Raw genomic sequence first — 20,617 nt, 5'->3', positions numbered from 1 at the left:
AGGACTAGAACGTGTGTATGGTCTAATACTTAACAAGCTTTTGGTCTATAGCTCCAAACAAGCTATGTCCTTGCAAATCAAACATTTCTAGTTTGATGGTATCGCCGAATTGCATAAATTGTGTGCTCGGTTTCCCATCGCGAATAGTTTCAATCATTCTGACTTCTGCGATACAAGAATACCCTACACCACCTTCGTCAATTGCCGTTCCATACTCAGTTCCCTGCTTATTTGAAACCGTTCCAGACCCGATAATTGAGCCTGCTGATAAAGGCCGTGTTTTAGCAGCATGAGAAATCAGTTTGGGAAATTCAAACGTCATATCAACGCCTGCGTTTGGGCAGCCGAATGGCTTTTCATTGTAGGTAGAAACAAGCGGTAAGTTGACCTTACCACCATCCCACGCATCTCCTAGTTCATCTGGAGTAATGGCTACAGGTGAAAACGAGGAAGAAGGCTTAGATTGAAAAAAACCAAACCCTTTACCCAGTTCGTTTGGAATTAATCCTCTAAGTGATACATCGTTAACAAGCATAAGTAAACGAATCGATGGTGCAGCTTGCTCTTCAGATACGCCCATTGGCACATCACCAGTTATAACAGCAACTTCACCCTCAAAGTCTATACCCCAACTTTCGTCCTCCATTCGAATCTCATCACGTGGGCCAATAAAAGTATCCGATCCACCTTGATACATCAAAGGATCTGTCCAAAAACTTGGCGGCATTTCAGCTCCACGAGCTTTGCGAACTAACTCAACATGATTAACGTAAGCTGAACCGTCAGCCCACTGGTACGCCCTAGGCAGTGGAGATTCACATTCGAAGGAATCAAACGCTTTCTCGTTGGCAACACTTCCATCATTCAGTGCGTGGTAGATCTCTTGTAATTGAGATTCAACATACTTCCAATTATCCAGCGCTTGCTGAAGTGTCTCGGCAATGTTCGTAACCGCTACATAGCGAGATAAATCTCGACTCACAACGACCAATTGCCCATCTCTTTGACCATTTTTTAACGTTGCTAATTTCATATCCTTTCCTTCAATATCTATTCTGCTTTTTGCTCACGCCAGCTATACACATATTGATCATTTTCTACTTTTTCAGCCTGCTGGGTAAATGAAAGCGCATTGCGTGTATCAATCATCACCGCAACTTCGTCTGTAAACTTTTTCTTATACTCTCTACCCGCTTGAAAAGCTTTAGGGTGAGGCCCGTGAGTAAACCCTGCAGGGTGGAAAGTCACCATTCCAGCTTCGATATTGTCTCGACTGAAGAAGTCACCAGCGTGATAAAAAAGCACCTCATCGAAATCATCGTTGTTGTGATAAAACGGGACTTTCAACGCACCTGGATCACTTTCAATGGGTCTTGGAACAAACGTACACACCACAAACCCTTCACCAACAAACGTAGTGTGCGCAGAAGGTGGGACATGATATCGGTGCGACATTAATGGGCGAATATCTCTCCAATTGAGTTTGACTACCGATAAATCACCATGCCAACCCACTGTATCTAGTGGGTTAAATGGGTAAGTCACTACGTTTACTTTTCCACCCCGTTTTAGGTGAACTTGTGTATCATTTTCAGAGTATTGTGCTTTGAACTGTTTATTAATATCTGGCACTTCTAGCACAGCAGGGTCGAAAACAGCATGATTGCCAACAATGCCTTTCTCTGGCAACGAATAACTCGCATTGGTATTTTCAATCATGAGTACGAACATTTTCTCATGTGGTTCCAATCGCCAATTAGTAGAACGAGGGATCAACACGTAATCGCCTTCCCCCACTTCCAAGTGGCCATAATCGCAATACAAATCCGCTTTACCCTGATGGATAAACAACAGCTCATCGCCATCTGCGTTGCGCACCAAAAACTCCATTTTCTGATCTATCTTCCATACTCGGATTTTACATTCCGCGTTATGCAAAAGGTTAGGCACCGACCAAGGAGAAAGCTGCGAAGCTGTCTCGACCAAATTAAAGTTAAACGCACGTGGGCGCAGTTCTCCTTCCCATTCACTCCAACCAGTCGGAGCATGCTGATGATGAAAGTGGGTCGCTGGACCAAAGAAGCCACTGCGCCCGACTTCTCTTTCATAAATCGCTCGTTCAGGAAAGTCCGCATGCGCTTGTCGAGAGCACTCGCCAACCCTTAGAGGGAAAGAAATGGACTTACGCATCATTCAACACCCCTCTACGAATTTGGTCTTCTTCTATCGACTCAAACAACGCTTTAAAGTTACCTTCGCCAAAGCCTTCATTTCCTTTGCGCTGAATGATCTCGAAAAATACTGGACCAATCACAGTCTGGGTAAAGATTTGTAGCAAGATACCGTCTTTCTCTGGCGCTCCATCAATGAGAATTCGTAGCTTTTTCAATTGCTCAAGTTCCTCACCATGGCCTTCCACTCTGCTATCGACTTTTTCGTAGTAGGTATCCGGTGTTGGCATGAAATCCATACCTCGATTGCGAAGCGTTTCTACTGTTTTATAAATGTCGTCTGTGGTTAGCGCGATGTGTTGAATACCTTCACCATTGTACTCTCGGATAAATTCCTCGATTTGAGATTTGTCGTCAGAAGATTCATTGATAGGGATGCGAATTTTCCCACAAGGTGCGGTCATCGCACGGCTCACGAGACCGGTCAACTTGCCTTCAATATCAAAGTAACGGATCTCTTTGAAGTTTCCAATACGCTCATAAAAACCAGCCCATGTGTCCATATGACCACGTTGCACATTGTGAGTAAGATGATCGATTTCATATAAACCGACGTCTTTTTCTTCTAACCTCTGTTTCGCATCATCATAAAAACGGAAGTCAACATCGTAAATGCTTTGACTGCCATATCTATCCACAAAATAAATTAAGCTTCCGCCTATGCCATAAATAGCGGGGATACTCAGCTCCATCGGGCCTATTTCAGTGACATAGCGTTTAGCATCTTGGCACATTGCGTGGTCAAGTGCTTGGGCTGCGTCATAGACACGAAACGCCATGCCACATACTGAAGGACCGTGGACTTTAGCGAATTCTTCCGCTTGGCTATGTGGCTGAGCATTGACAATAAAACTGATGTCTCCTTGTCGATATAACCAAGCATCTTTGGAGCGGTGTTTAGCTACCTCAGCAAACCCGAGTGAACTAAAAAGTGATTTTAATTGCTCTATTCCTTCAGCTGTCGCCGCCGTATATTCAACAAACTCAAATCCATCTGTCCCGAGTGGATTGCCTTTCATGTTTGGTAACGCTGACTGATTCATTTTTTTCTCCTTGTCACTACTACGTATGCTTGGAAATGTACTTACTTTTAAAATGTGCAACAGAATGACAAGAAGTTGTATATTTCAACGAAAATAAGAATAGTTCTCAACAACAAGTTAGCTGTAACCTTTTCGTTACATGTACAACATACTGAAAACAAATCTTCTGCTATCGCTTGAGTAATATGAACTATATAGCTGTAAACAAAGGACAAATAACCTAGAAACCCACCTTATTATAGATTAATTGATTATCTGTATATTTAGTTGAAAGATAGCTACTGAGTACGCTAAATTTGTTAGCTCCAGTAGTAAAAATTAAGCTTCAAAACATCCATTTCTAGTCGCAATTTGCAACAGCTCAGGCTTACAAATTTATTTATAAAATTGATATTTATTTTTGCTCATAATATGGAATTGGTTCCAAAACAATTCCATATTAATTACAAGGTATTAGTCTTTTCCTCACTTCTTATTGAAAACATTTCCCGACTTAAAGACACGACATTGATTCAGTTTGTGGTTTGACTAAGAAATATTGACTGGCTAAATTTATTCTTGTAGATGCATAGTAATTTGATGATGTGAAATCTAATGCATGCCTACATTTCTGCGTCAGGAGCTAAATTATGGACAATCCAATTCTTTTTTATGAACCATTTGAATCTCATGGATTTTTATCCAATTTTTACCCTGTGGATATTGAAATTTCAGGAGTGACTTGGCCAACGAGCGAACATTATTACCAAGCTCAGAAATTCCCTTGTTCGATCATTCAGCAAGAGATACTCAACGCCACAACCCCGGATATCGCATTCGCATTAAGTAGAAAATACGAAGAGCGTGCCCGTCCTGATTGGTATGACATTCGCGTCAGCGTTATGGAATCTATCGTAAAAGAAAAATTTATCCAAAACCCTAATTTGGCTCATCAGTTGGTCAACACTGGTCGAATAGAGCTAAAAGAACATTCACATAAAGATGCTTTCTGGGGGGATGGGGGAAATGGAAAAGGAAAAAATATCCTTGGGAGAATACTAATGGATGTACGTGAAACCTTACAACAAACCAAACCATATAATTTAGTTAGCTTTATTGATGCCTGTAAATTGCCCACTCAATGGGGTGAGTTTCAAATGAACGCTTTCATTGAACATGCAACGCAAAAAGAACACCTAGCGCTAGTATATGGTGACATTAACAATGTTAAGGCCCCATTAATCCGTCTTCACTCCGAATGTCTAACAGGGGATGCTCTATTTAGTGCAAGGTGTGATTGTGGATTCCAACTTTCAAAAGCGCTGAAGAATATTTCCGAAGAAGGTGCTGGAGTTCTGTTGTATCTTCGCCAAGAAGGCCGAGGCATTGGCCTATCCAATAAAGTGAGAGCTTATCACCTTCAAGATGAAGGGGCTGATACCGTACAAGCAAATGAACAACTCGGTTTTGCTGCAGACATGAGAAATTATGAGTTTTGCCAAGGGATTTTAGGCTACTTAGGGATCGAGCAAGTTCGCTTGATGACTAATAACCCTAGAAAGGTTAAAGCGCTACAAAGAGCCAATATTAATGTCGTAGAGCGAGTACCACTTCAAGAAGGCAATAACCCCCACAATCGCAACTATCTGCAAACGAAAGCCTCTAAATTAGGCCATATGTTTGATTCTACTTTCATAAAGTAATCATCCAATGAGTACCAAAAAAGGAGCTTGATATCTCAAGCTCCTTTTTATTTCATTTAAGACTGCCAAGTTTAGCTAGATATATTTGCTCACAATCGAATCAATTTCACCTGATTGAGTCATTTCTGCTAAACGTTGATTGATAAAAGCTTGGATTCTAGGATCCATATTTTTATCAAATGCTAGATAGATTTTATAATCGGGTATAATTGAACTAAAACCCTGAATATCATAGTCTTTTTCATTCAAACTCAGTTTGTCCAAATTGTATTTAACCCTTGAAGACATTTCAACAAACGCGGTTTCCCCTGGCGTACGGCTGACCACCCGAAACGCAGAGCGATAATTTTTAACGCGAATTTCCTCCACGTCACCCGATTTTATGTATGGAACTAACTGTGGATAATCAAAACCATGCAATAGCACAATGCCTTTTCCCTTCATTGACTTCATTCCTTCAAACTCAAAATCTCCGGATTTGCTTGTGACTAATGTATGTTTAACCGTATAAATAGGAAGATCTGATAAATTCTCAGCTTGCACTCGCCCCCAGCTTGGGCTGCCGTACGTAATCCAGTTTTTCTCGCCTCCAGCTTCTAATATGGTGATCATGCGGTTAAACGGATAAGTATGATAATTAAGCTGATACTCACCTTTCTCAAAAATTGCTTTAACTATATCTGTCACTATTCCAGAGTGTTTTTCAGAACCATCCTCAATTTGAAAAGGCTGCGCTTGTTTGGCTATTACATAGTAATTCACCGTCTCCGCTACGGCTAAGGTTGATACAAAACAGAGTAAAAAACCTAATGTTAAGTTAGTTATGTACTTCATAAACCTCTCCATTTGTTCATGCATTATTTTTACTAATCGTAAAGAACGTCTATCTTTAAAGTAGCAGCAAATTAAATAAAACACATTGCATATGAAGCAAACAAATAACAAGCGTTGGCTAGGGATAGACAAACAGTTAGTTATCGTAACTGTTATAACAAGTATTGTGCTGGCACTTGTGAGTGCATCAATAAACTTTTATCTCAACTATCAAGATGAGCTTAGCGAGCTAAAACAAGACGTACAGCAGCTTAAAGAAAGTAATATCAACAGCTTTAGTCAATCTTTGTGGGTAGAAGATAGAGAGCAGCTCACGAATTTGAGCCTCGGATTACTAAAAAATCCCAGTATTCAATATGTAAAAATTGAAGACCACTTTGGCGAGACCATGCAATTTGGTACTGCCATCGCGGATAACCGCATTGTTAGTGTATGGCAACTCACCCATAAAATGGGTAATAAAACCTATAACCTTGCAACGCTGACCATTCAATCGGACTTATCTCCAATTTATGCAAACTTGCTGTACAACTTTCTCCTTATCCTGCTCATGACTGTGGTAGAAACCTTTCTCGTTGTGTCGGTGTTAGTGTTTATCATTATTAAGCTTATCGTGAAGCCTATCAGTGGACTATCTGATGCGATGGCCGATTTTTCCGGCCCTATACCAAATAAAGTAGAAGCGCCAAAACGTTGGTTTGACGACGAGCTCACTCAGCTTACTAGTAAATACAATACGTGTGTGGGGCAGCTTGAGCAAAGCTATCATGAGCTCTCCTCAGCCAAGCACAAAGCGGAAGTTGCGAATCAAAAGAAAAGCGAGTTTTTGGCTAATATGAGCCATGAGATACGCACACCAATGAATGGTATTATTGGAATCGCTGCGTTACTTGAGGATATGGATACAACACCTCAGCAGAAGGAATACCTTCAAGTTCTAAATGCATCGTCACATAACCTTTTGGACATAATTAATGAAATACTGGACTTTTCAAAAATTGAAGCTGGGCATTTCTCACTTGAGAACACCCCATTCGATTTGCATCATGTGGTTCAGCAACAAGCAAACATGTACACCATCAAAGCGCAGGAAAAAGGTCTACAATTCTGTTGCTATATAGAGCCAAACATTCCATCTTTACTTAACGGCGACCCTACCCGATTAAATCAAGTTATCGGCAACTTACTTAACAATGCTATCAAGTTTACTGATAAAGGTTCGATCCACTTAGATATTAAGCAACAAGTACTGTCTGAAAGTGACGTTTCAATAGAGTTTTCCGTAAGAGATACAGGAATAGGCATAGCAAAAGACAAGTTGGATGATATCTTTGATAAGTTTCAGCAAGCTGATGGGAGTACAACTCGCAAATATGGTGGGACTGGTCTCGGGTTAGCCATCAGTAAAAAGATTGTCGAGTTAATGGGCGGTCAATTGAAAGTCGTCAGCCAAGAAGGTTTAGGTAGTCAGTTTTTCTTTGAAATCACACTGCCAATTGAAACCCAATCACCAGAGCAACCTCAAACGAAGCAAGAGCCCGTGCAAAACATTTGCGACTTCCCGAATACCAACCATCCTGAAATGCCAATCATTGATATCCACCCAACAACAGAAGACGAGAACGCACCACAAATCCTTTTGGTAGAAGATACATTGGTTAATCAGCAAGTCGTAACCATAATGCTTGGAAATATGGGGATGTCGGTAGAAATTGCCGAAAATGGGCGAGAAGCAATCTTGAAGTGTTTGGAAAATCAGTATGACGCTATTCTGATGGATTGTCATATGCCCATCATCGATGGTTATGAAGCTACGTTAAAAATTCGCAGCAACGGCAAGCCTTGGACAAAACACGTGCCGATTATTGCAGTTACTGCGAATGTGGTCGCGGAAGATAAACAACGATGTTTTGATGTGGGCATGAACGATTTCATCGCTAAACCACTGACCCCCGAAGGCTTGAAGGAAGTTCTGGTGAAATACCTTCCTATTAACAAGTCTAAAAGTGACGTGACGGGAGCACGTTCATAAAAGAGCCCTATCACGCTTGTACTAATCAATAGCCGCTTCTATTTTACCAATGTGAACAGAAGCTTAAGCCTCAAAAAGTAAACCTTAGATATGAGGTCAATCAGCCTAGCTCGCTCATTTTCAACCACCGGTTGATTAGCTTCGCGACTTTATCTGGTTGCTCTAAGGTGGATAAATGCCCACACTCAGGTATAACCTCTAAAGTCGCAGACGTGATACCCTTTGCTATCAATAAATGATTTTCTATTGGACACAGTAAATCGTCTTGTCCGCAAATAACAAGAGTAGGAATATTAATTTCACTCAACAACTTCCGAGCATCTGGCCGCGTCGCTAATGCCTGAGCATGAGGGATAAATTTGTCTATGCCTATTGCTTCTGCCATAGCGCAAACTTGCTCTACTAATAATTCGTCTTTCAAACTTTTTGGGTGAATAAGGTTCGGCATCAAGTCACAACGAGTAATAGAAGAAAACTGCCCAGATTTCGCCTTTTTTACCAATGTATTTCGTTTTTGGGTGACTTCCAGCTTTTCATCAGCGGCATTGGTATCGAGTAAAATCAGTCCTTGAACTCGATTTGGGGCTTGTCGATAAACCTCAAACGCTAAGATTCCCCCCATTGACAACCCACCTAAGATAAACTTTTCAGGTGCGTTGTCCAAAATGTCACTTGCTAGTGACGTCATTGAGTCATACGCTTTCAAATCAGCGCAAATTGGGCTGACCTTTTCGGAGAGCAGTCTATTGACAGGAGTATATAGCGATTCATCGCAAAGCAAACCTGGAAGCCAGACTAATGGTATTTTAGGGCTCATAGTTGAATCTCAGGTTTAGATGGTGTGTCACTACCTAAAATTTGGTAGATGAAGCTTTCTCCTCGCGTATTTTCTAGCTTTACTGATACTCCCTCTGGAACATTAAATACATCACCAGAAGTGAGTAAAATTTGGCTGGTTTCCTTGCCATTAGATACCGAAACTAACGTATCCCCACTAAAATTGATTAAGACCTGCTTTTCTTCACGCTGATATTTCGGCAGTCGTGCTCCTTCGGATAGCCTGAAACCATGAATGCTCACTCCATCATGACTTTTTACTTGGAAGTCGTAGCTAGAGTTGGGACTTCCTGTCAAAGCATATTGATCATAACCTACATCAGGAAAATCTTGGTTGACCTTCCTATAATCGGAGAGCTGAACCACATATGACTGCATTTGTTCCGCAGTATAAGTATCGAACTTCTGCATTTCTTCGTTTGATAGCATTGGCAGAAGGTGCTCATCTGCTGGAATGGAATCACCCGACTGTATATCAACCAAACTTTTATCCTTACATAGATACAAGCCGTGTCCTCGGCTTTCCTCTATAACGTTTGGATGCCACGTAACACCGCCACCAGAATCATCACCACCAAGCACGGAATACATAAATCCATAATCACGTCCTATAACCTCAAATCCTCTGAATAAATTAGTAGGAATTGAGATGATGTCGCCTTTGGATAGCACAGCTTCATACTCTCCCTCATTTCCCCAATAAAGGCGGAAACGGCCTTTGAAAACGATAAATAACTCCGCAGTTGTATGTGAATGCAACGAATTTTTAATCCCTGGGGGTTGCCCAGCAGCCCCGATATTAAAGCCAGCTGTTTCACGAATATGAACATGCTGACGACTGCTCTCTGCAACCCCAGCGCCAATAATACAAAAGTTATCTTTAAGATGACTACCAGGAGTACGAGCATCAATGAAAGCTTGAGTACCCGGAATGAGCTCCATGTAACGAACCAACTGTCGATTTATCTGCTGTTGTAAACTCATTTTAATTCCTTTTAATTGTGTCGAATTGGTATGCTCTGGTTCGACTGTACTGAGATAAAAAATTAACCAACTAATGGTCTACCACCATCGACACTAATTGTTGTACCTGTAGAGAAAGTGAGGTGTTCCGCTGCGATATAAACAGCTTTCGCGACCTCTTCTACATCAGCGAGCCTTTGCAATGGTGTCGCCTGCTCTTGCTTATCCCGCCATTCTGCATCCAGGCCTTTAACGAAGTCAGTATCTATAAGCCCTGGAGACACAGACAACACACGGACATCTGGAGCAAGAGCCCTCGCTAGAGAACAAGTCATATTTTCCAATGCAGCTTTGCTTGCACAATACGCTATGTTACTTCCCATCGCGGTTTTCGCCGCTATCGAAGTAATGTTGATGACACAGCCTCTTTTGGCTTTCAGCGCTGGCAAGAATGCGCGCGTAATTGCAAAAGGCGCTCTCACGTTAACAGAAAGTATATTGTCGATAAGTTCATCATCTAGAGATTCTAAATCTTCATGAGCGACGAACTTTGTCATACCAGCACAGTTCACCAACAGATCAATATTGATACCATCGTCTACTAAAGATTGGCTCATTTTTTCGATAGCCTGACTATCGACGACGTCAAGCTGATAGCAAGAGTGCCCCAATCCATTCAGTGAGTTCAGTACCTGCTCAGCTTTAGTTTTACTTGAGTGATAGGTAAAGATGACTTTATAACCATTGTGAGCTAACGTGGAGCATATGGCGGCTCCTAAGCCACCACTTCCACCCGTTACTAAGGCGTGTTTATTCATTGTTCCAACCCCTCTTCTTCCAGCGAAGAGTAACGGCGAACTCGGATATCAGCTTGCTCTTTATGGCCTGCAAACCCTTCTAGTTCGCATAAGCGAGAGCAGTATTCACCGACATACAAAGACGCTTTCTCAGTAACACGTTGGTAAGTACACGTTTTGATGAATTTTCCAACCCAGAGCCCACCGGTATAACGTGCTGCTTTTTTTGTCGGTAATGTATGGTTTGTACCGATACATTTATCACCGTAAGATACGTTGGTTTCTTTACCTAAAAACAGTGCGCCATAGTTCGTCATATTGTCGAGAAAATACTTAGGTTCTTCCGTCATAACTTGAACATGTTCAGAAGCGATTTCGTTGGCTACCTCAACCATTTCATTGTAATCATCGCAAACGATGACTTGCCCGTAATCTTGCCAGGCTTTTCCTGCAACCTCTGCAGTAGGTAAAATAGTGAGCTGTCGTTCTATCTCTTTAATTGTTTCATTGGCAAACTTCTCACTATTTGTTAGAAGTACGGCCGGTGAATTGTAGCCATGCTCTGCCTGACCGAGTAGATCAGCGGCTGCAAGCTCCGGATCGCAACCTTTATCGTCTGCAATAACTAAAGTCTCTGTAGGCCCTGCAAACAAATCAATTCCAACGCGACCAAATAATTGCCTTTTCGCTTCAGCAACAAAAGCATTGCCCGGCCCAACAATCATATCAACAGGTTTGATTGTTTCTGTCCCTAGCGCCATAGCACCCACCGCCTGAACACCACCAAAGCAATATATTTCATCAGCACCAGCCAAAGACATTGCGGCAACAATCTCAGCGTTAGGTTTTCCATTAAATGGTGGAGCACAGGCTATAACACGCTTTACTCCAGCCACTTTTGCAGTCAGAACGCTCATATGAGCAGACGCGACAAGTGGATATTTACCTCCAGGCACGTAGCAACCAACACTTTCAACGGGTATATTCTTATGCCCTAGAACTACTCCTGGCAGTGTCTCAACTTCGACGTCATGCATTGAGTCTCTTTGTATCTGAGCAAAATTTCTTACTTGCTGTTGCGCAAATTTAATATCAGTAATTGTTGCTTCATCTAGGCTATCAATACACGCTTGGATCTCTTCCTGCGAGAGCCTAAATTGCTCAGGAGACCAATTATCAAACTTCTCAGATAACGCACGTACAGCTTCATCGCCTTTAGATTGGATGTCCGTGAGTATTCCTTCGACGACACCTCTCACCTTTGCATCATTGGATTCAGACACTTCGTCATTGATACCATGCTTGAGATAAGTAACCATTATTGCTTTCCCTCTTATTGACTACGTATGCATTTATGTTTCAAAAAATAGCGAAAACATCTGATCGCTTTCACTAAAGGCAACTTCATATTTGACTACGAATGCAAAATACCATAAACAACTTGTTATCATCATGCAATAAAAATTAAAGAGAGAATATGAATTTCGCAACACAGCTTTCACAACAAATAAATCTTGGTACTTTCGTAAAGACACCTCACCCACACATTATTGAAGTACTTCAATACTGTCCATTAGACTTTATTATCCTTGATGCAGAGCATTCACCCTATGACCGTACTACACTGGATCTCTGTCTTATGGCTTCAAAGCTCAATAATATTCCCACTTTAGTGAGAATTCCTGATAGCGAACCTTCAACTATTTTAAATTCTCTGGACTGTGGCGCAACGGGTCTGCTAGTCCCACATGTATGTAGTGCGAAACAGGCACAAGATATTGTTCAAAAGAGTCATTTTGGTCCTGCAGGTCGAGGATATGCAGGCTCTACCCGCGCTGCACACTACGCGCAAAAAGCGATGCATGAGCACCTATCTTCTAGTGCTAATCAAACGACAATTGTTGTTCAAATAGAAGACATAGAAGGCGTTGAAAATGTATCTGAAATCGCAGCTATTGACGGTGTAGACGCTCTATTTATTGGTCAGGTAGACTTGGCTGTTGCTTATGGTGAGAGCTCTACACAGGGCCAAGCTGTGACCGACGCCAGTTTAAAGATAATCGACATCGCAAAACATTATGAAAAGCCAGTAGGTATGTTCGTATCAGGTGCAAAACACATTGCCCAGTGGCAAAAGTTAGGTGTATCCTTTTTTGGCTTGGCGTCGGAGCACAAAATGATAATCGATGGATTCAAACATCAACGCGATTTAATTCAATCCATTCTATAGAGCCGGAGGCAAATATTAAAAGTAAGATAACGTCGATTGATGTTGCTAAAGTACTTGGCGTTTCACAGTCAACTGTCTCTAGAGCATTCAACCCTAAAGCGAGTATAAGCGATAAAAAGCGCCAAATGGTCATTGATGCCGCGAATAAACTTGGCTATACACCCAATGCAATAGCTCGCAGCCTCATTTCCAATCGCTCAGGCTTGATAGCAATTGCTCTCGACAGCGAAAGCAACCCAATGTACGACTTATTAGCTCGTACGCTCACCAGTATCATCCAGAAAAAGGGGTGCCAAGGCATACTTTGTCCGATAGATGAAAATAACTTGGATCTGGCGATCTCTAGAGCAATTGAATACCAGGTTGACGGGCTCATCATTGCTACAAGCCGCTTATCAAGTAAAGCAGTCGCGCAATGTGATAATTTTGGCGTTCATTTGAGCTTTATCAATCGCTATGTCGAAGGACTGACAGCAAATAGCGTAGGGCTTAATAACCTTGATGCAGGTATTCAAGCAGCACACTACCTAGCGAGTCGAAACTACTCAAGGATGGCATATGTCAGTGGAGACGCGGGCTCGATGACGAGCGAAGAACGTTGGAAAGGCTTTTCCAAAGGGCTGAGCGAATTGAGTCTATCACCCCCAGAATTTATCGAAGCGCGCTACAGTTTTGAATCCGGTATAGAGGCTGCTAGCCATATTTCCAATAAGATACCAGAGATTGAAGCAATATTTTGCGCAAATGATATTCTCGCACTAGGCCTTATTGATGGATTCAGGAAAATTGGAAAACGTGTACCAGAAGACTACGCGGTAATGGGTGTAGACGACATACAAATGTCTAGCTGGCCTGCCTATCAGCTCACAACCATACAACAGCCAATTGAAGAGATTTCAACCCTTGTCGTCGATGATCTTTTAGCTAGGATACAGAGTAATAAAATGGCATCTGGTGAATATTTAATGCAAGCAGGAAAGCTTATCGAGCGCGCAAGCTGCTAGATTCCATTCAGTAATCACTCTTTATTAATACGCCTTGATAAGAGGCGTAATTCCCTCAGATTACAAGCTCTGGACGTGAATTTTTGACAATCTAAATTTACGTCACTCAAACTTAACCCCACCGCAACTTATCACACAAAAATGAAACATCTTGTTGACAAATAATAAACTCAAGGTAATTTGAATACGTATCCAATTTGCTAGTAGATAGAAACAATAACGTAATAAGGAGTTGGCAATGGCCATGACAGGCTTTGATCAGAAGTGGCGAGATTTTCCTGACTACATATTGGGAATAACTAAGGAAATATGGGAAGAACGTGGATTACAAACTTTAGATAACTATTATTCGCCAGATATTGTTGTTCGGACCCCCAGCTCAATATCTACCGGCAACAAAAATGTTGTCAACGCAACAATGTCAACACTGGCAGAGTTTCCAGATCGAACGTTACTAGGAGAAGATGTTATCTGGTGTGGTACTCCAGAAACTGGCATGCTCTCTTCCCACAGAATTATTTCAACAGCAACACATCTCAATAATGGCGTATATGGCCAAGCCAGCAACAAAAAATTGCGTTACCGAATTATCGCTGACTGCCATGCAATCAATAATCAAATAAATGATGAATGGTTAATTCGCGATCAAGCATCAATTGTTCACCAGCTGGGTTTAAACTCGCGCGAATACGCTCAAGAGCTAATAAATCAAGAAGGAGGAGTCGAGGTCAGCCCTTTCCCATTTACTCCAGAAAAAGATATTCAAGGGCCTTATCTAGGCGTTGGAAACGACAGTGAGTGGGGCCAAAAATACGAAGCGATTTTAAACCAGATTATGAGCGCCGAGTTTTCTGTCATTCCTAAGCAGTATGATAGAGCTTGTATCGCAGAGTATCCCGCAGGAAGGAGTGCCCTATCTCATTCCGACGTCGATCAGTTTTGGATGCAACTACGTTCTGCCTTTCCAAACGCCAAGTTCACCATTCATCACCGAATTGGACGCGAAGATCCAATGATGTCACCACGCGCAGCAATACGCTGGTCACTGCAAGGCAAGCACGAAGGGTTTGGATTATTTGGTGCCCCAACAAATACCCAAGTCTATGTCATGGGTATCAGCCATGCAGAGTTCGGACCATGGGGACTTCGTAGAGAATTTACGCTTTTTGACGAAACTGCAATTTGGAAGCAAATCCTCTTGCAACAGGGTTAAAGTCAGCCCATTCCTATATTGCATTGACCCAAAAGTATTGACCAAAAACTATAAACAGCGAATAACAAAAACAGCCGTTCATCTAAGGAAGCACAACATGAAAAACAACGTCGTCGAACAATTTTTCCTAGACTACTTTGCCGCATCAGAAAGCTCCCAAATTCAAATAGCTAAAGATAAACTTAACCCTGATATCAAATTTTCTGTTGCTCACCCAATCAATGATTTGCAAGGACCAGAGCAGGCTCATAACGCTTTCCTTTCTGTTCTAAAAAAGTCTTTGCCTGATATCGAACGCCGCCCTCAAATCATTGTTGAGGGTGAATACGGAGGGAAATATTGGTATAACTCAACAGGCTATTTTGTTGGCGTATTCGCCGAAGACCTTCTAGGTATTCCCGCCACAGGCCGAACGCTATACCTCAGATATACGGAAATGGTTTGTGTTGAAGACAATTTATTAACTGAGTATTACCTTATCCCCGACTTCATTGATGCAATGGAACAATCTGGAGTCAATCCTCTTAGAAAAAGCCTAGGGCATGCTGGCTTAGTTCCAAGTCCAGCCACTCACGATGGCGCATCTCTACAAGATATCTCCCCTTTCGCTAGCGAGAAAAGCCTAAACCTTGTCAATGATATGCTGTCCTGCCTTGGCAGGTTCGATGGTAAAGACCTTCTGTCTATGGACTTGGAAAATTACTGGCACAATGATTTCATGTGGTATGGCCCTGCTGGCATCGGCACAACTCGTGGAATAAAAGGTTTTAGAAACCATCATCAAGGTCCATTTGTATTCGCATTTCCAGACCGAAGTGTGGATATAGAACTGAATATTTTAGCCCAAAATGACTACGTATCCACTGGTGGTTGGCCACACATGCATGGTACTCATACTGGCAATAGCGGCTGGCTTGGCCTTGCACCGACCAACACAAGTGTAGAAATGCGCGTTATGGATATCTGGCGCAGAGAAGGGGATCTATTGAAAGAAAACTGGGTCGCAATCGATATCATCCATATCCTCAAACAGCTAGGATTTGATGTATTTTCCCAAATGGAAGAGCAACTAAAGGGGTCGACATATGCATGATTTCGGCTTACTTAATTGGACAATCTTAGGTGGTTACGTCGTTATTACTCTCATATTAGGAGCGGTAATTGGTACGAAAGTCACCTCTTCGGATCAGTTTGCTTTGGGTGATAAATCAATACCATGGTGGGCCATTGGAATATCAGTAGTCAGCACCTATGTAAGCGCGATGTCTTTCTTAGGTGGGCCTGCTTGGTCATACACCGAAGGGCTATCGGTCCTTGCAATTCACCTCAACTACCCTCTTGTTATCTTTTTCATCGTCACGGTATTTATGCCTTTTTTTTACAACAAAGGGCTCACTTCAATCTACGAATATCAGGAGCGAAGGTTTGGTAAAGCATCTCGACTTACACTGTCGGTGATCTTTCTAATGAAGCAATCACTAAGTTCCGCTGCGGTTTTATACGCAACAGCCATCATCCTAGAATTTATTACTGGTATTGATGTTGTGTACTGCATCGTTATTGTGACTACCATTGCGCTGATATATACAGTGATGGGAGGAATTAATGCGGTTATATGGACAGATGTCATTCAAGCTTTAGTTTTGTTCGCTGGTGCATTTATTATTATCCAAGCGGTTTGGAGTGGCATTCCAGAGCCTATCACACAGGTAATGTCAGAAATGAAAGCCAAAGGCATGACCGATGCCTTGAAAACAAGCCTCGATCTTAGTCAGGTAACGACCATTTGGGCCGGGGTTATCGCTATGACCATGTTCCACACCACTGTCTACGGTGGTAGCCAAATGATGGTTCAACGTTGCATGGCTGCCAAAAGCATGGGAGATGCTAAAAAATCAATGCTGATGATGGGATATGTCGCCTTCTTCATTTACTTCATCTTTATCTTCCTTGGTATTTTATTCAATGCTTATTATGGTGGAAAGTCCTTTGAAAATGGCAACACCATTATTCTTCACTTTGCGAGTGAATATGGTATGCCCGGCTTAATGGGTCTGATTGCTGCAGCGATTCTCGCCGCCAGTATGTCCAGCTTGGACTCGGCCTTCAATTCGATGGCTACGGTTTCTGTCGCGGATTTTTATAAACGACTGTATAAGCCAAACGAAAGCGAAAGACACTATTTGATAGTGTCAAGAGTATTTACCGTCACGTGGGCTCTACTAATTATCATTCCAGCAATAATGTTTGCTACCAGTACTGGCTCTGTATTGGAAGTACTGAGTAAAGCAGGCTCATACTTTGTTGGCGCTAGCTTCTGTATGTTTGTACTTGGCTTTTATTCGAAGCATATTACGGAAAAAGGTCTGCTTATTGGTGTTGCGGCAAGCTTCATATCCATTTGGTATGTAGCCATGACAACAGATATTGCTTGGCCTTGGTATTGTGTTATCGGTGTCGTTGTCAATGCGGTTGTCGCTTGGGTTGCTAGCCTAGCTTTAACAGGTAAACAAGACACAATGCACCTTTATACGGTCAAAGGACAACAAGCTGAGTACCAACGCTTAAACAAACCTATCAAAGAGAATGGTTGGTATGTCATTCCAGGCAAGATAGATAAAGCAAGCTACGGCCTCCTTGTTATGTTTGCCCTGTCTATTTTATTTCTCTACCTGTTGAACCTATGGGCAGACGACGCCAACGCATTAACCGCTCTCGCCAAAGTATCCTTGTGGTTGATAGCCTCAGCGATTGGATTATGGATTGCAAAAGTCTGTTGGGACATAGCGAAAAATAAAGCTAGAGTAAGTATTACCCAATAGTGCTATGGCGCAAATCGCGATGTTACAGCCGCGACACCCTTCCTTGGTTTTGGATAAAATATCATCAGTGACCTATTGATTTATCCTTAACCAAGGTTCAAGAACCAGTGGCCTATCTATTACATCACCAATAGTTTTCACTACTAAACTGCCCGGGTTTCCTTCTCAGGTGCTTGGTCAAGCCAAGAGCTTTTAATGTTTCAGCAGTGTCACGCACCATTTGCGGGTTACCACACATGTAAACCCAAGAATAATCGGGAGAGATATCTAAAGCCGCTTCTGACTGGATTTCACCATGCATTAATAGGTGTGGAATTCGACCAGAAAGTGCACCATGATCTTTTTCTCGGCTAATGATAGGCACATGAAGCAGTTTTCCAGCATATTGATGAATCAGTTGTTGAGTAAGTTCTGGATAGACCAGTTCATTTTTATAGCGAACAGCATGAACCAGTACAATTTTTCTAAATCGCTTAAGTGCATCTGGTTCGCGCAATATTGACAAATAAGGGCCAACGGCGGTGCCGGTTGAAAGCATCCATAAATCTTTCGCTGCCTCTGGAATCTCATCGGTTGTCATAAAACCAGACACTGTCGTCCCCACATAAACGTCATCGCCAATATCCAAGTTTTTTAATCTAGGAGTTAAAAGGCCATTTTCATCAGTGATGACCAAAAATTCAAGCTCGTTTGGTGTAAGTTGATGGCTCGAAACCATCGAGTAAGCGCGCTTAGTCCATTCACCTTGTTCATCCGGTAACGCCAGTTTAGTAAACTGACCAGCTTTGTAGCTACCTATATCGGCTTTCACCCAAATCGTAAATATTTTATCTGTCCAATCGACTCGTTTAGTTACTTGTCCAGCTATTACATCTCTTGGAATGGACTGCATCGTTCACCTCCTATATTTTGAAGATCCCAATTGCTGATCTGGCTTTTCGTTATATCACTTAGACAAACCTATTTCGCTAGTTAACTCGTTAATTTGTTTGAGATCGAGCTTATGAACTTGAATGAGCTGATCAACTTGACTGAGTCTAGAGTTGGCTTCATCTCGCTTACTGCAAGAATCAGAAGTTGCATTCCATGACGTCCCAGCCAGATACAAATCACATTCTTTTTTCAGTGCTTCAATCGTAGGAACTAGTTGCTCACGTTCCTTTTCTAACGAGGCCAATTCTTGTTTAACTTTCATTTCTTTTTGGAAAAGCTCTTTGGAGTGTTCAAACATTGTGGTTTGAATTTCAGCCTGTCTGTCTAACTTACTGATGGTCTTTTGAGAAGCGTCTATTTTTTGTTTTTGTGTTGCGACCTGCTCTTCCAACGACATGTTCACTTTTTCGACCTCAGTGACTTGTGTTTTTAACTTAGCAATCTCCGCTAAATATTTATCCGCTTGTTCTTTTAAGGCTTGAGACATTTTTTCTTGCGACACTTTGTCAGCATCCGCTACTTTGTTCTTGGCTGTGGTAACAAGCTCAGAAGTGCGTTGCTCCAAATTTTGGTATTCACTCTCAACTTTATGGAACGTTTCCTTCCATTTATTTGCTGTCACCGTTGAGCCAATCAACCCTCCAATGGCTAATCCAACCACCAATGCGATACCAATATAAACATAGGTTCGTTTATCTCGCTGCTCAATTACGACAACGTCTTCCTGATCATCCAATTCATTCGGTGTATTCACAATATTTTACTCCCCAACCCTTTAGCGAAATAACTCTGACACGACAATAGATGCGATATAAATGGCAAGAGCTGAGCCTAAAACAATAACTACGCCCTTTTGTAGTTTCTCATTTGTACGGTAGCGAAATAGCAAATAAGCCAGTATAGACAACAATACTATAGCGATTAATCTGGTCATGGCAGCTCCTTTGCTGGCTCTGTTCCGTATCGTTTAAAGATACTATACTACTTTGCGCAGACAAATAAGGTTTTAACTTCAGGGTTTTGCAATAACTTAACCAAGTTAAAGCCTTCATTTGACCGATGCAATTTAACTAGAATGTATACCTAGCTCAGCTAAGATTGCGTCCACCACAACTCTGCACTTTGGTTCTTGAGTTTTGCCTTTGGCGTACACCAAGTGAAGAGAAGACTCTTGAGGATAAGGGCTGCAACGAAAGCCACCCAATAGCTGAATGAGTTTTTTTTCGGCGACATCATTTTCGACCATTTTTCTCGCTAACATTACAATACCAGCATGGTGTAACGCAGCTTCTCGTAGAGCAAATGACGCGTTACTTGAATACCAACCGCTTGACGTATCGATGTGCACACAGCGTTTATTGTCATAGAAAAACCAACCTTGATATCCAGTTGGAGCACTTTGCTTGAGTAGTTGGTGCGACGATAATTGGGAAGTATCGTTTACCATACTATTTCTCTCTATATAACTAGGGCTAGCGCACAACCAATATTCAACCGATTTTAGTGGCCTAGCGATCAGCAATGAGTCTTTCGGGTTAATGATTTGCACGTACAGATCATACTCTTGTTCGTAGGGGTCACGCGCCTTGTCGTTGTAATCTACTTGAACTGATAGGTTTGGCCACTTATTTTTTAATTTGACTAAGGTAGGGCCAACCATATGAGAACCAAACCAGAGTGGCGCGGTCAACTTTACTTTACCCTGAACTTGGTGTTTCTTTTCCGCAACTGAATCCCCTAACCGTTCAATTTGCGTGCATATTTCTACTCCTTGCTGGTATACCATGTTTCCAACTTCAGTGAGAGTGATATGGCGAGTATTACGTATGAATAAAGTGCTGTTTAACTCACCTTCAAGCAGCTGCACGTAACGTGACACTGACGACACAGCCATATTCATTTTTTTTGCTGCGTCAGAAAAACTGCCTGCTTCGGCAACACAGATAAAACAGCGTAAAGGCTCTATAGATTTCATTTTTCAACTTTTTCGAAAATA

At 41.9% G+C, this 20,617-nt stretch carries 19 protein-coding genes; 7 read left to right on the top strand and 12 right to left on the bottom strand.

Going from position 1 to position 20,617, the window contains the following annotated elements; translation table 11 throughout:
- Positions 1-22: 22 nt before the first annotated feature.
- From ACM2FC_RS04770 to hppD, 3 genes are read right to left on the bottom strand one after another with little or no spacing between them, the layout of a single operon-like run.
- Positions 23-1,033, bottom strand: a complete 1,011-nt coding sequence (locus tag ACM2FC_RS04770) for a fumarylacetoacetate hydrolase family protein (RefSeq protein WP_498479715.1) — start codon at positions 1,031-1,033, stop codon at positions 23-25.
- Between the two features lie 17 nt (positions 1,034-1,050).
- Positions 1,051-2,190, bottom strand: a complete 1,140-nt coding sequence (locus ACM2FC_RS04765) for a homogentisate 1,2-dioxygenase (protein ID WP_498479976.1) — start codon at positions 2,188-2,190, stop codon at positions 1,051-1,053.
- Positions 2,183-3,250: a 4-hydroxyphenylpyruvate dioxygenase gene (gene hppD / locus ACM2FC_RS04760; protein WP_498479974.1), complete on the bottom strand. Its 1,068-nt coding sequence runs from the start codon at positions 3,248-3,250 to the stop codon at positions 2,183-2,185. Before hppD ends, ACM2FC_RS04765 begins: the two co-directional genes overlap by 8 nt.
- Positions 3,251-3,903: 653 nt before the next feature.
- Between hppD and ribA the strand changes: the two genes are divergently transcribed.
- Positions 3,904-4,956: a GTP cyclohydrolase II gene (gene ribA, locus ACM2FC_RS04755; RefSeq protein WP_498479714.1), complete on the top strand. Its 1,053-nt coding sequence runs from the start codon at positions 3,904-3,906 to the stop codon at positions 4,954-4,956.
- Positions 4,957-5,031: 75 nt separating this feature from the next.
- Here ribA and ACM2FC_RS04750 read toward each other — a convergent pair whose 3' ends face one another.
- Positions 5,032-5,790, bottom strand: a complete 759-nt coding sequence (locus ACM2FC_RS04750) for a substrate-binding periplasmic protein (protein ID WP_498479713.1) — start codon at positions 5,788-5,790, stop codon at positions 5,032-5,034.
- A 91-nt stretch (positions 5,791-5,881) separates the two neighbouring features.
- On the opposite strand from ACM2FC_RS04750, the gene ACM2FC_RS04745 reads away from it, so the two are divergent.
- Positions 5,882-7,822, top strand: coding sequence for an ATP-binding protein (locus tag ACM2FC_RS04745; protein WP_498479712.1), 1,941 nt, complete (start codon positions 5,882-5,884; stop codon positions 7,820-7,822).
- 100 nt (positions 7,823-7,922) lie between these two features.
- Here the strand turns inward: ACM2FC_RS04745 and ACM2FC_RS04740 are convergent, their stop codons facing one another.
- From ACM2FC_RS04740 to hisD, 4 genes are all read right to left on the bottom strand, one after another.
- Positions 7,923-8,639: an alpha/beta fold hydrolase gene (locus ACM2FC_RS04740; protein ID WP_498479711.1), complete on the bottom strand. Its 717-nt coding sequence runs from the start codon at positions 8,637-8,639 to the stop codon at positions 7,923-7,925.
- Positions 8,636-9,643 (bottom strand): cupin domain-containing protein, encoded by a 1,008-nt coding sequence (locus tag ACM2FC_RS04735; protein ID WP_498479710.1) that lies wholly within the window; start codon positions 9,641-9,643, stop codon positions 8,636-8,638. Before ACM2FC_RS04735 ends, ACM2FC_RS04740 begins: the two co-directional genes overlap by 4 nt.
- Before the next feature lie 62 nt (positions 9,644-9,705).
- Entirely contained in the window at positions 9,706-10,440 is a 735-nt protein-coding gene (locus tag ACM2FC_RS04730; RefSeq protein ID WP_498479709.1) for an SDR family NAD(P)-dependent oxidoreductase, read from the bottom strand.
- On the bottom strand, positions 10,437-11,738 hold the full coding sequence (gene hisD, locus ACM2FC_RS04725) for a histidinol dehydrogenase (protein WP_498479708.1): 1,302 nt from the start codon (positions 11,736-11,738) through the stop codon (positions 10,437-10,439). The genes ACM2FC_RS04730 and hisD overlap by 4 nt, the downstream gene beginning before the upstream one ends.
- Before the next feature lie 158 nt (positions 11,739-11,896).
- On the opposite strand from hisD, the gene ACM2FC_RS04720 reads away from it, so the two are divergent.
- The 5 genes from ACM2FC_RS04720 to ACM2FC_RS04700 all read left to right on the top strand — a co-directional run bounded on the left by ACM2FC_RS04720 (position 11,897) and on the right by ACM2FC_RS04700 (position 17,688).
- Positions 11,897-12,649 carry an HpcH/HpaI aldolase family protein gene (locus ACM2FC_RS04720; protein ID WP_498479706.1) on the top strand — a complete coding sequence of 251 codons (753 nt, stop codon included), beginning with the start codon at positions 11,897-11,899 and terminating at the stop codon, positions 12,647-12,649.
- A gap of 35 nt (positions 12,650-12,684) precedes the next feature.
- Positions 12,685-13,653, top strand: a complete 969-nt coding sequence (locus ACM2FC_RS04715) for a LacI family DNA-binding transcriptional regulator (RefSeq protein WP_498479973.1) — start codon at positions 12,685-12,687, stop codon at positions 13,651-13,653.
- A 238-nt stretch (positions 13,654-13,891) separates the two neighbouring features.
- Complete coding sequence (locus ACM2FC_RS04710) at positions 13,892-14,866, top strand: nuclear transport factor 2 family protein (protein ID WP_498479705.1); 975 nt, start codon at positions 13,892-13,894, stop codon at positions 14,864-14,866.
- A gap of 97 nt (positions 14,867-14,963) precedes the next feature.
- Positions 14,964-15,959 (top strand): nuclear transport factor 2 family protein, encoded by a 996-nt coding sequence (locus ACM2FC_RS04705; RefSeq protein ID WP_498479704.1) that lies wholly within the window; start codon positions 14,964-14,966, stop codon positions 15,957-15,959.
- A complete protein-coding gene (locus tag ACM2FC_RS04700; protein WP_498479703.1) occupies positions 15,952-17,688 on the top strand; it encodes a sodium:solute symporter family transporter in 1,737 nt (578 codons plus the stop codon). Before ACM2FC_RS04705 ends, ACM2FC_RS04700 begins: the two co-directional genes overlap by 8 nt.
- Before the next feature lie 124 nt (positions 17,689-17,812).
- Here the strand turns inward: ACM2FC_RS04700 and ACM2FC_RS04695 are convergent, their stop codons facing one another.
- The 4 genes from ACM2FC_RS04695 to ACM2FC_RS04680 all read right to left on the bottom strand — a co-directional run bounded on the left by ACM2FC_RS04695 (position 17,813) and on the right by ACM2FC_RS04680 (position 20,596).
- Positions 17,813-18,580 (bottom strand): ferredoxin--NADP reductase, encoded by a 768-nt coding sequence (locus ACM2FC_RS04695; RefSeq protein ID WP_498479702.1) that lies wholly within the window; start codon positions 18,578-18,580, stop codon positions 17,813-17,815.
- 54 nt (positions 18,581-18,634) lie between these two features.
- The gene (locus ACM2FC_RS04690; RefSeq protein ID WP_498479701.1) at positions 18,635-19,375 is read right to left on the bottom strand and encodes a chromosome partitioning protein ParA; all 741 of its coding nucleotides are present in this window, start codon (positions 19,373-19,375) and stop codon (positions 18,635-18,637) included.
- Between the two features lie 21 nt (positions 19,376-19,396).
- Positions 19,397-19,555: a hypothetical protein gene (locus ACM2FC_RS04685; protein WP_498479700.1), complete on the bottom strand. Its 159-nt coding sequence runs from the start codon at positions 19,553-19,555 to the stop codon at positions 19,397-19,399.
- A gap of 132 nt (positions 19,556-19,687) precedes the next feature.
- A complete protein-coding gene (locus ACM2FC_RS04680; RefSeq protein WP_498479699.1) occupies positions 19,688-20,596 on the bottom strand; it encodes a LysR family transcriptional regulator in 909 nt (302 codons plus the stop codon).
- Positions 20,597-20,617: the final 21 nt, after the last annotated feature.

This window comes from Vibrio sp. A37 (assembly GCF_059777565.1).
The sequence above is the reverse complement of the archived record's forward strand: the minus strand, read 5'-3'. Positions and strand labels throughout refer to the sequence as shown.

Coding starts and splice junctions, on each gene's coding strand:
- ACM2FC_RS04770 (WP_498479715.1), bottom strand. CDS start 1,033: ATGAAATTAGCAACGTTAAAAAATGGTCAAAGAGATGGGCAATTGGTC.
- ACM2FC_RS04765 (WP_498479976.1), bottom strand. CDS start 2,190: ATGCGTAAGTCCATTTCTTTCCCTCTAAGGGTTGGCGAGTGCTCTCGA.
- hppD (WP_498479974.1), bottom strand. CDS start 3,250: ATGAAAGGCAATCCACTCGGGACAGATGGATTTGAGTTTGTTGAATAT.
- ribA (WP_498479714.1), top strand. CDS start 3,904: ATGGACAATCCAATTCTTTTTTATGAACCATTTGAATCTCATGGATTT.
- ACM2FC_RS04750 (WP_498479713.1), bottom strand. CDS start 5,790: ATGAAGTACATAACTAACTTAACATTAGGTTTTTTACTCTGTTTTGTA.
- ACM2FC_RS04745 (WP_498479712.1), top strand. CDS start 5,882: ATGAAGCAAACAAATAACAAGCGTTGGCTAGGGATAGACAAACAGTTA.
- ACM2FC_RS04740 (WP_498479711.1), bottom strand. CDS start 8,639: ATGAGCCCTAAAATACCATTAGTCTGGCTTCCAGGTTTGCTTTGCGAT.
- ACM2FC_RS04735 (WP_498479710.1), bottom strand. CDS start 9,643: ATGAGTTTACAACAGCAGATAAATCGACAGTTGGTTCGTTACATGGAG.
- ACM2FC_RS04730 (WP_498479709.1), bottom strand. CDS start 10,440: ATGAATAAACACGCCTTAGTAACGGGTGGAAGTGGTGGCTTAGGAGCC.
- hisD (WP_498479708.1), bottom strand. CDS start 11,738: ATGGTTACTTATCTCAAGCATGGTATCAATGACGAAGTGTCTGAATCC.
- ACM2FC_RS04720 (WP_498479706.1), top strand. CDS start 11,897: ATGAATTTCGCAACACAGCTTTCACAACAAATAAATCTTGGTACTTTC.
- ACM2FC_RS04710 (WP_498479705.1), top strand. CDS start 13,892: ATGGCCATGACAGGCTTTGATCAGAAGTGGCGAGATTTTCCTGACTAC.
- ACM2FC_RS04705 (WP_498479704.1), top strand. CDS start 14,964: ATGAAAAACAACGTCGTCGAACAATTTTTCCTAGACTACTTTGCCGCA.
- ACM2FC_RS04700 (WP_498479703.1), top strand. CDS start 15,952: ATGCATGATTTCGGCTTACTTAATTGGACAATCTTAGGTGGTTACGTC.
- ACM2FC_RS04695 (WP_498479702.1), bottom strand. CDS start 18,580: ATGCAGTCCATTCCAAGAGATGTAATAGCTGGACAAGTAACTAAACGA.
- ACM2FC_RS04685 (WP_498479700.1), bottom strand. CDS start 19,555: ATGACCAGATTAATCGCTATAGTATTGTTGTCTATACTGGCTTATTTG.
- ACM2FC_RS04680 (WP_498479699.1), bottom strand. CDS start 20,596: ATGAAATCTATAGAGCCTTTACGCTGTTTTATCTGTGTTGCCGAAGCA.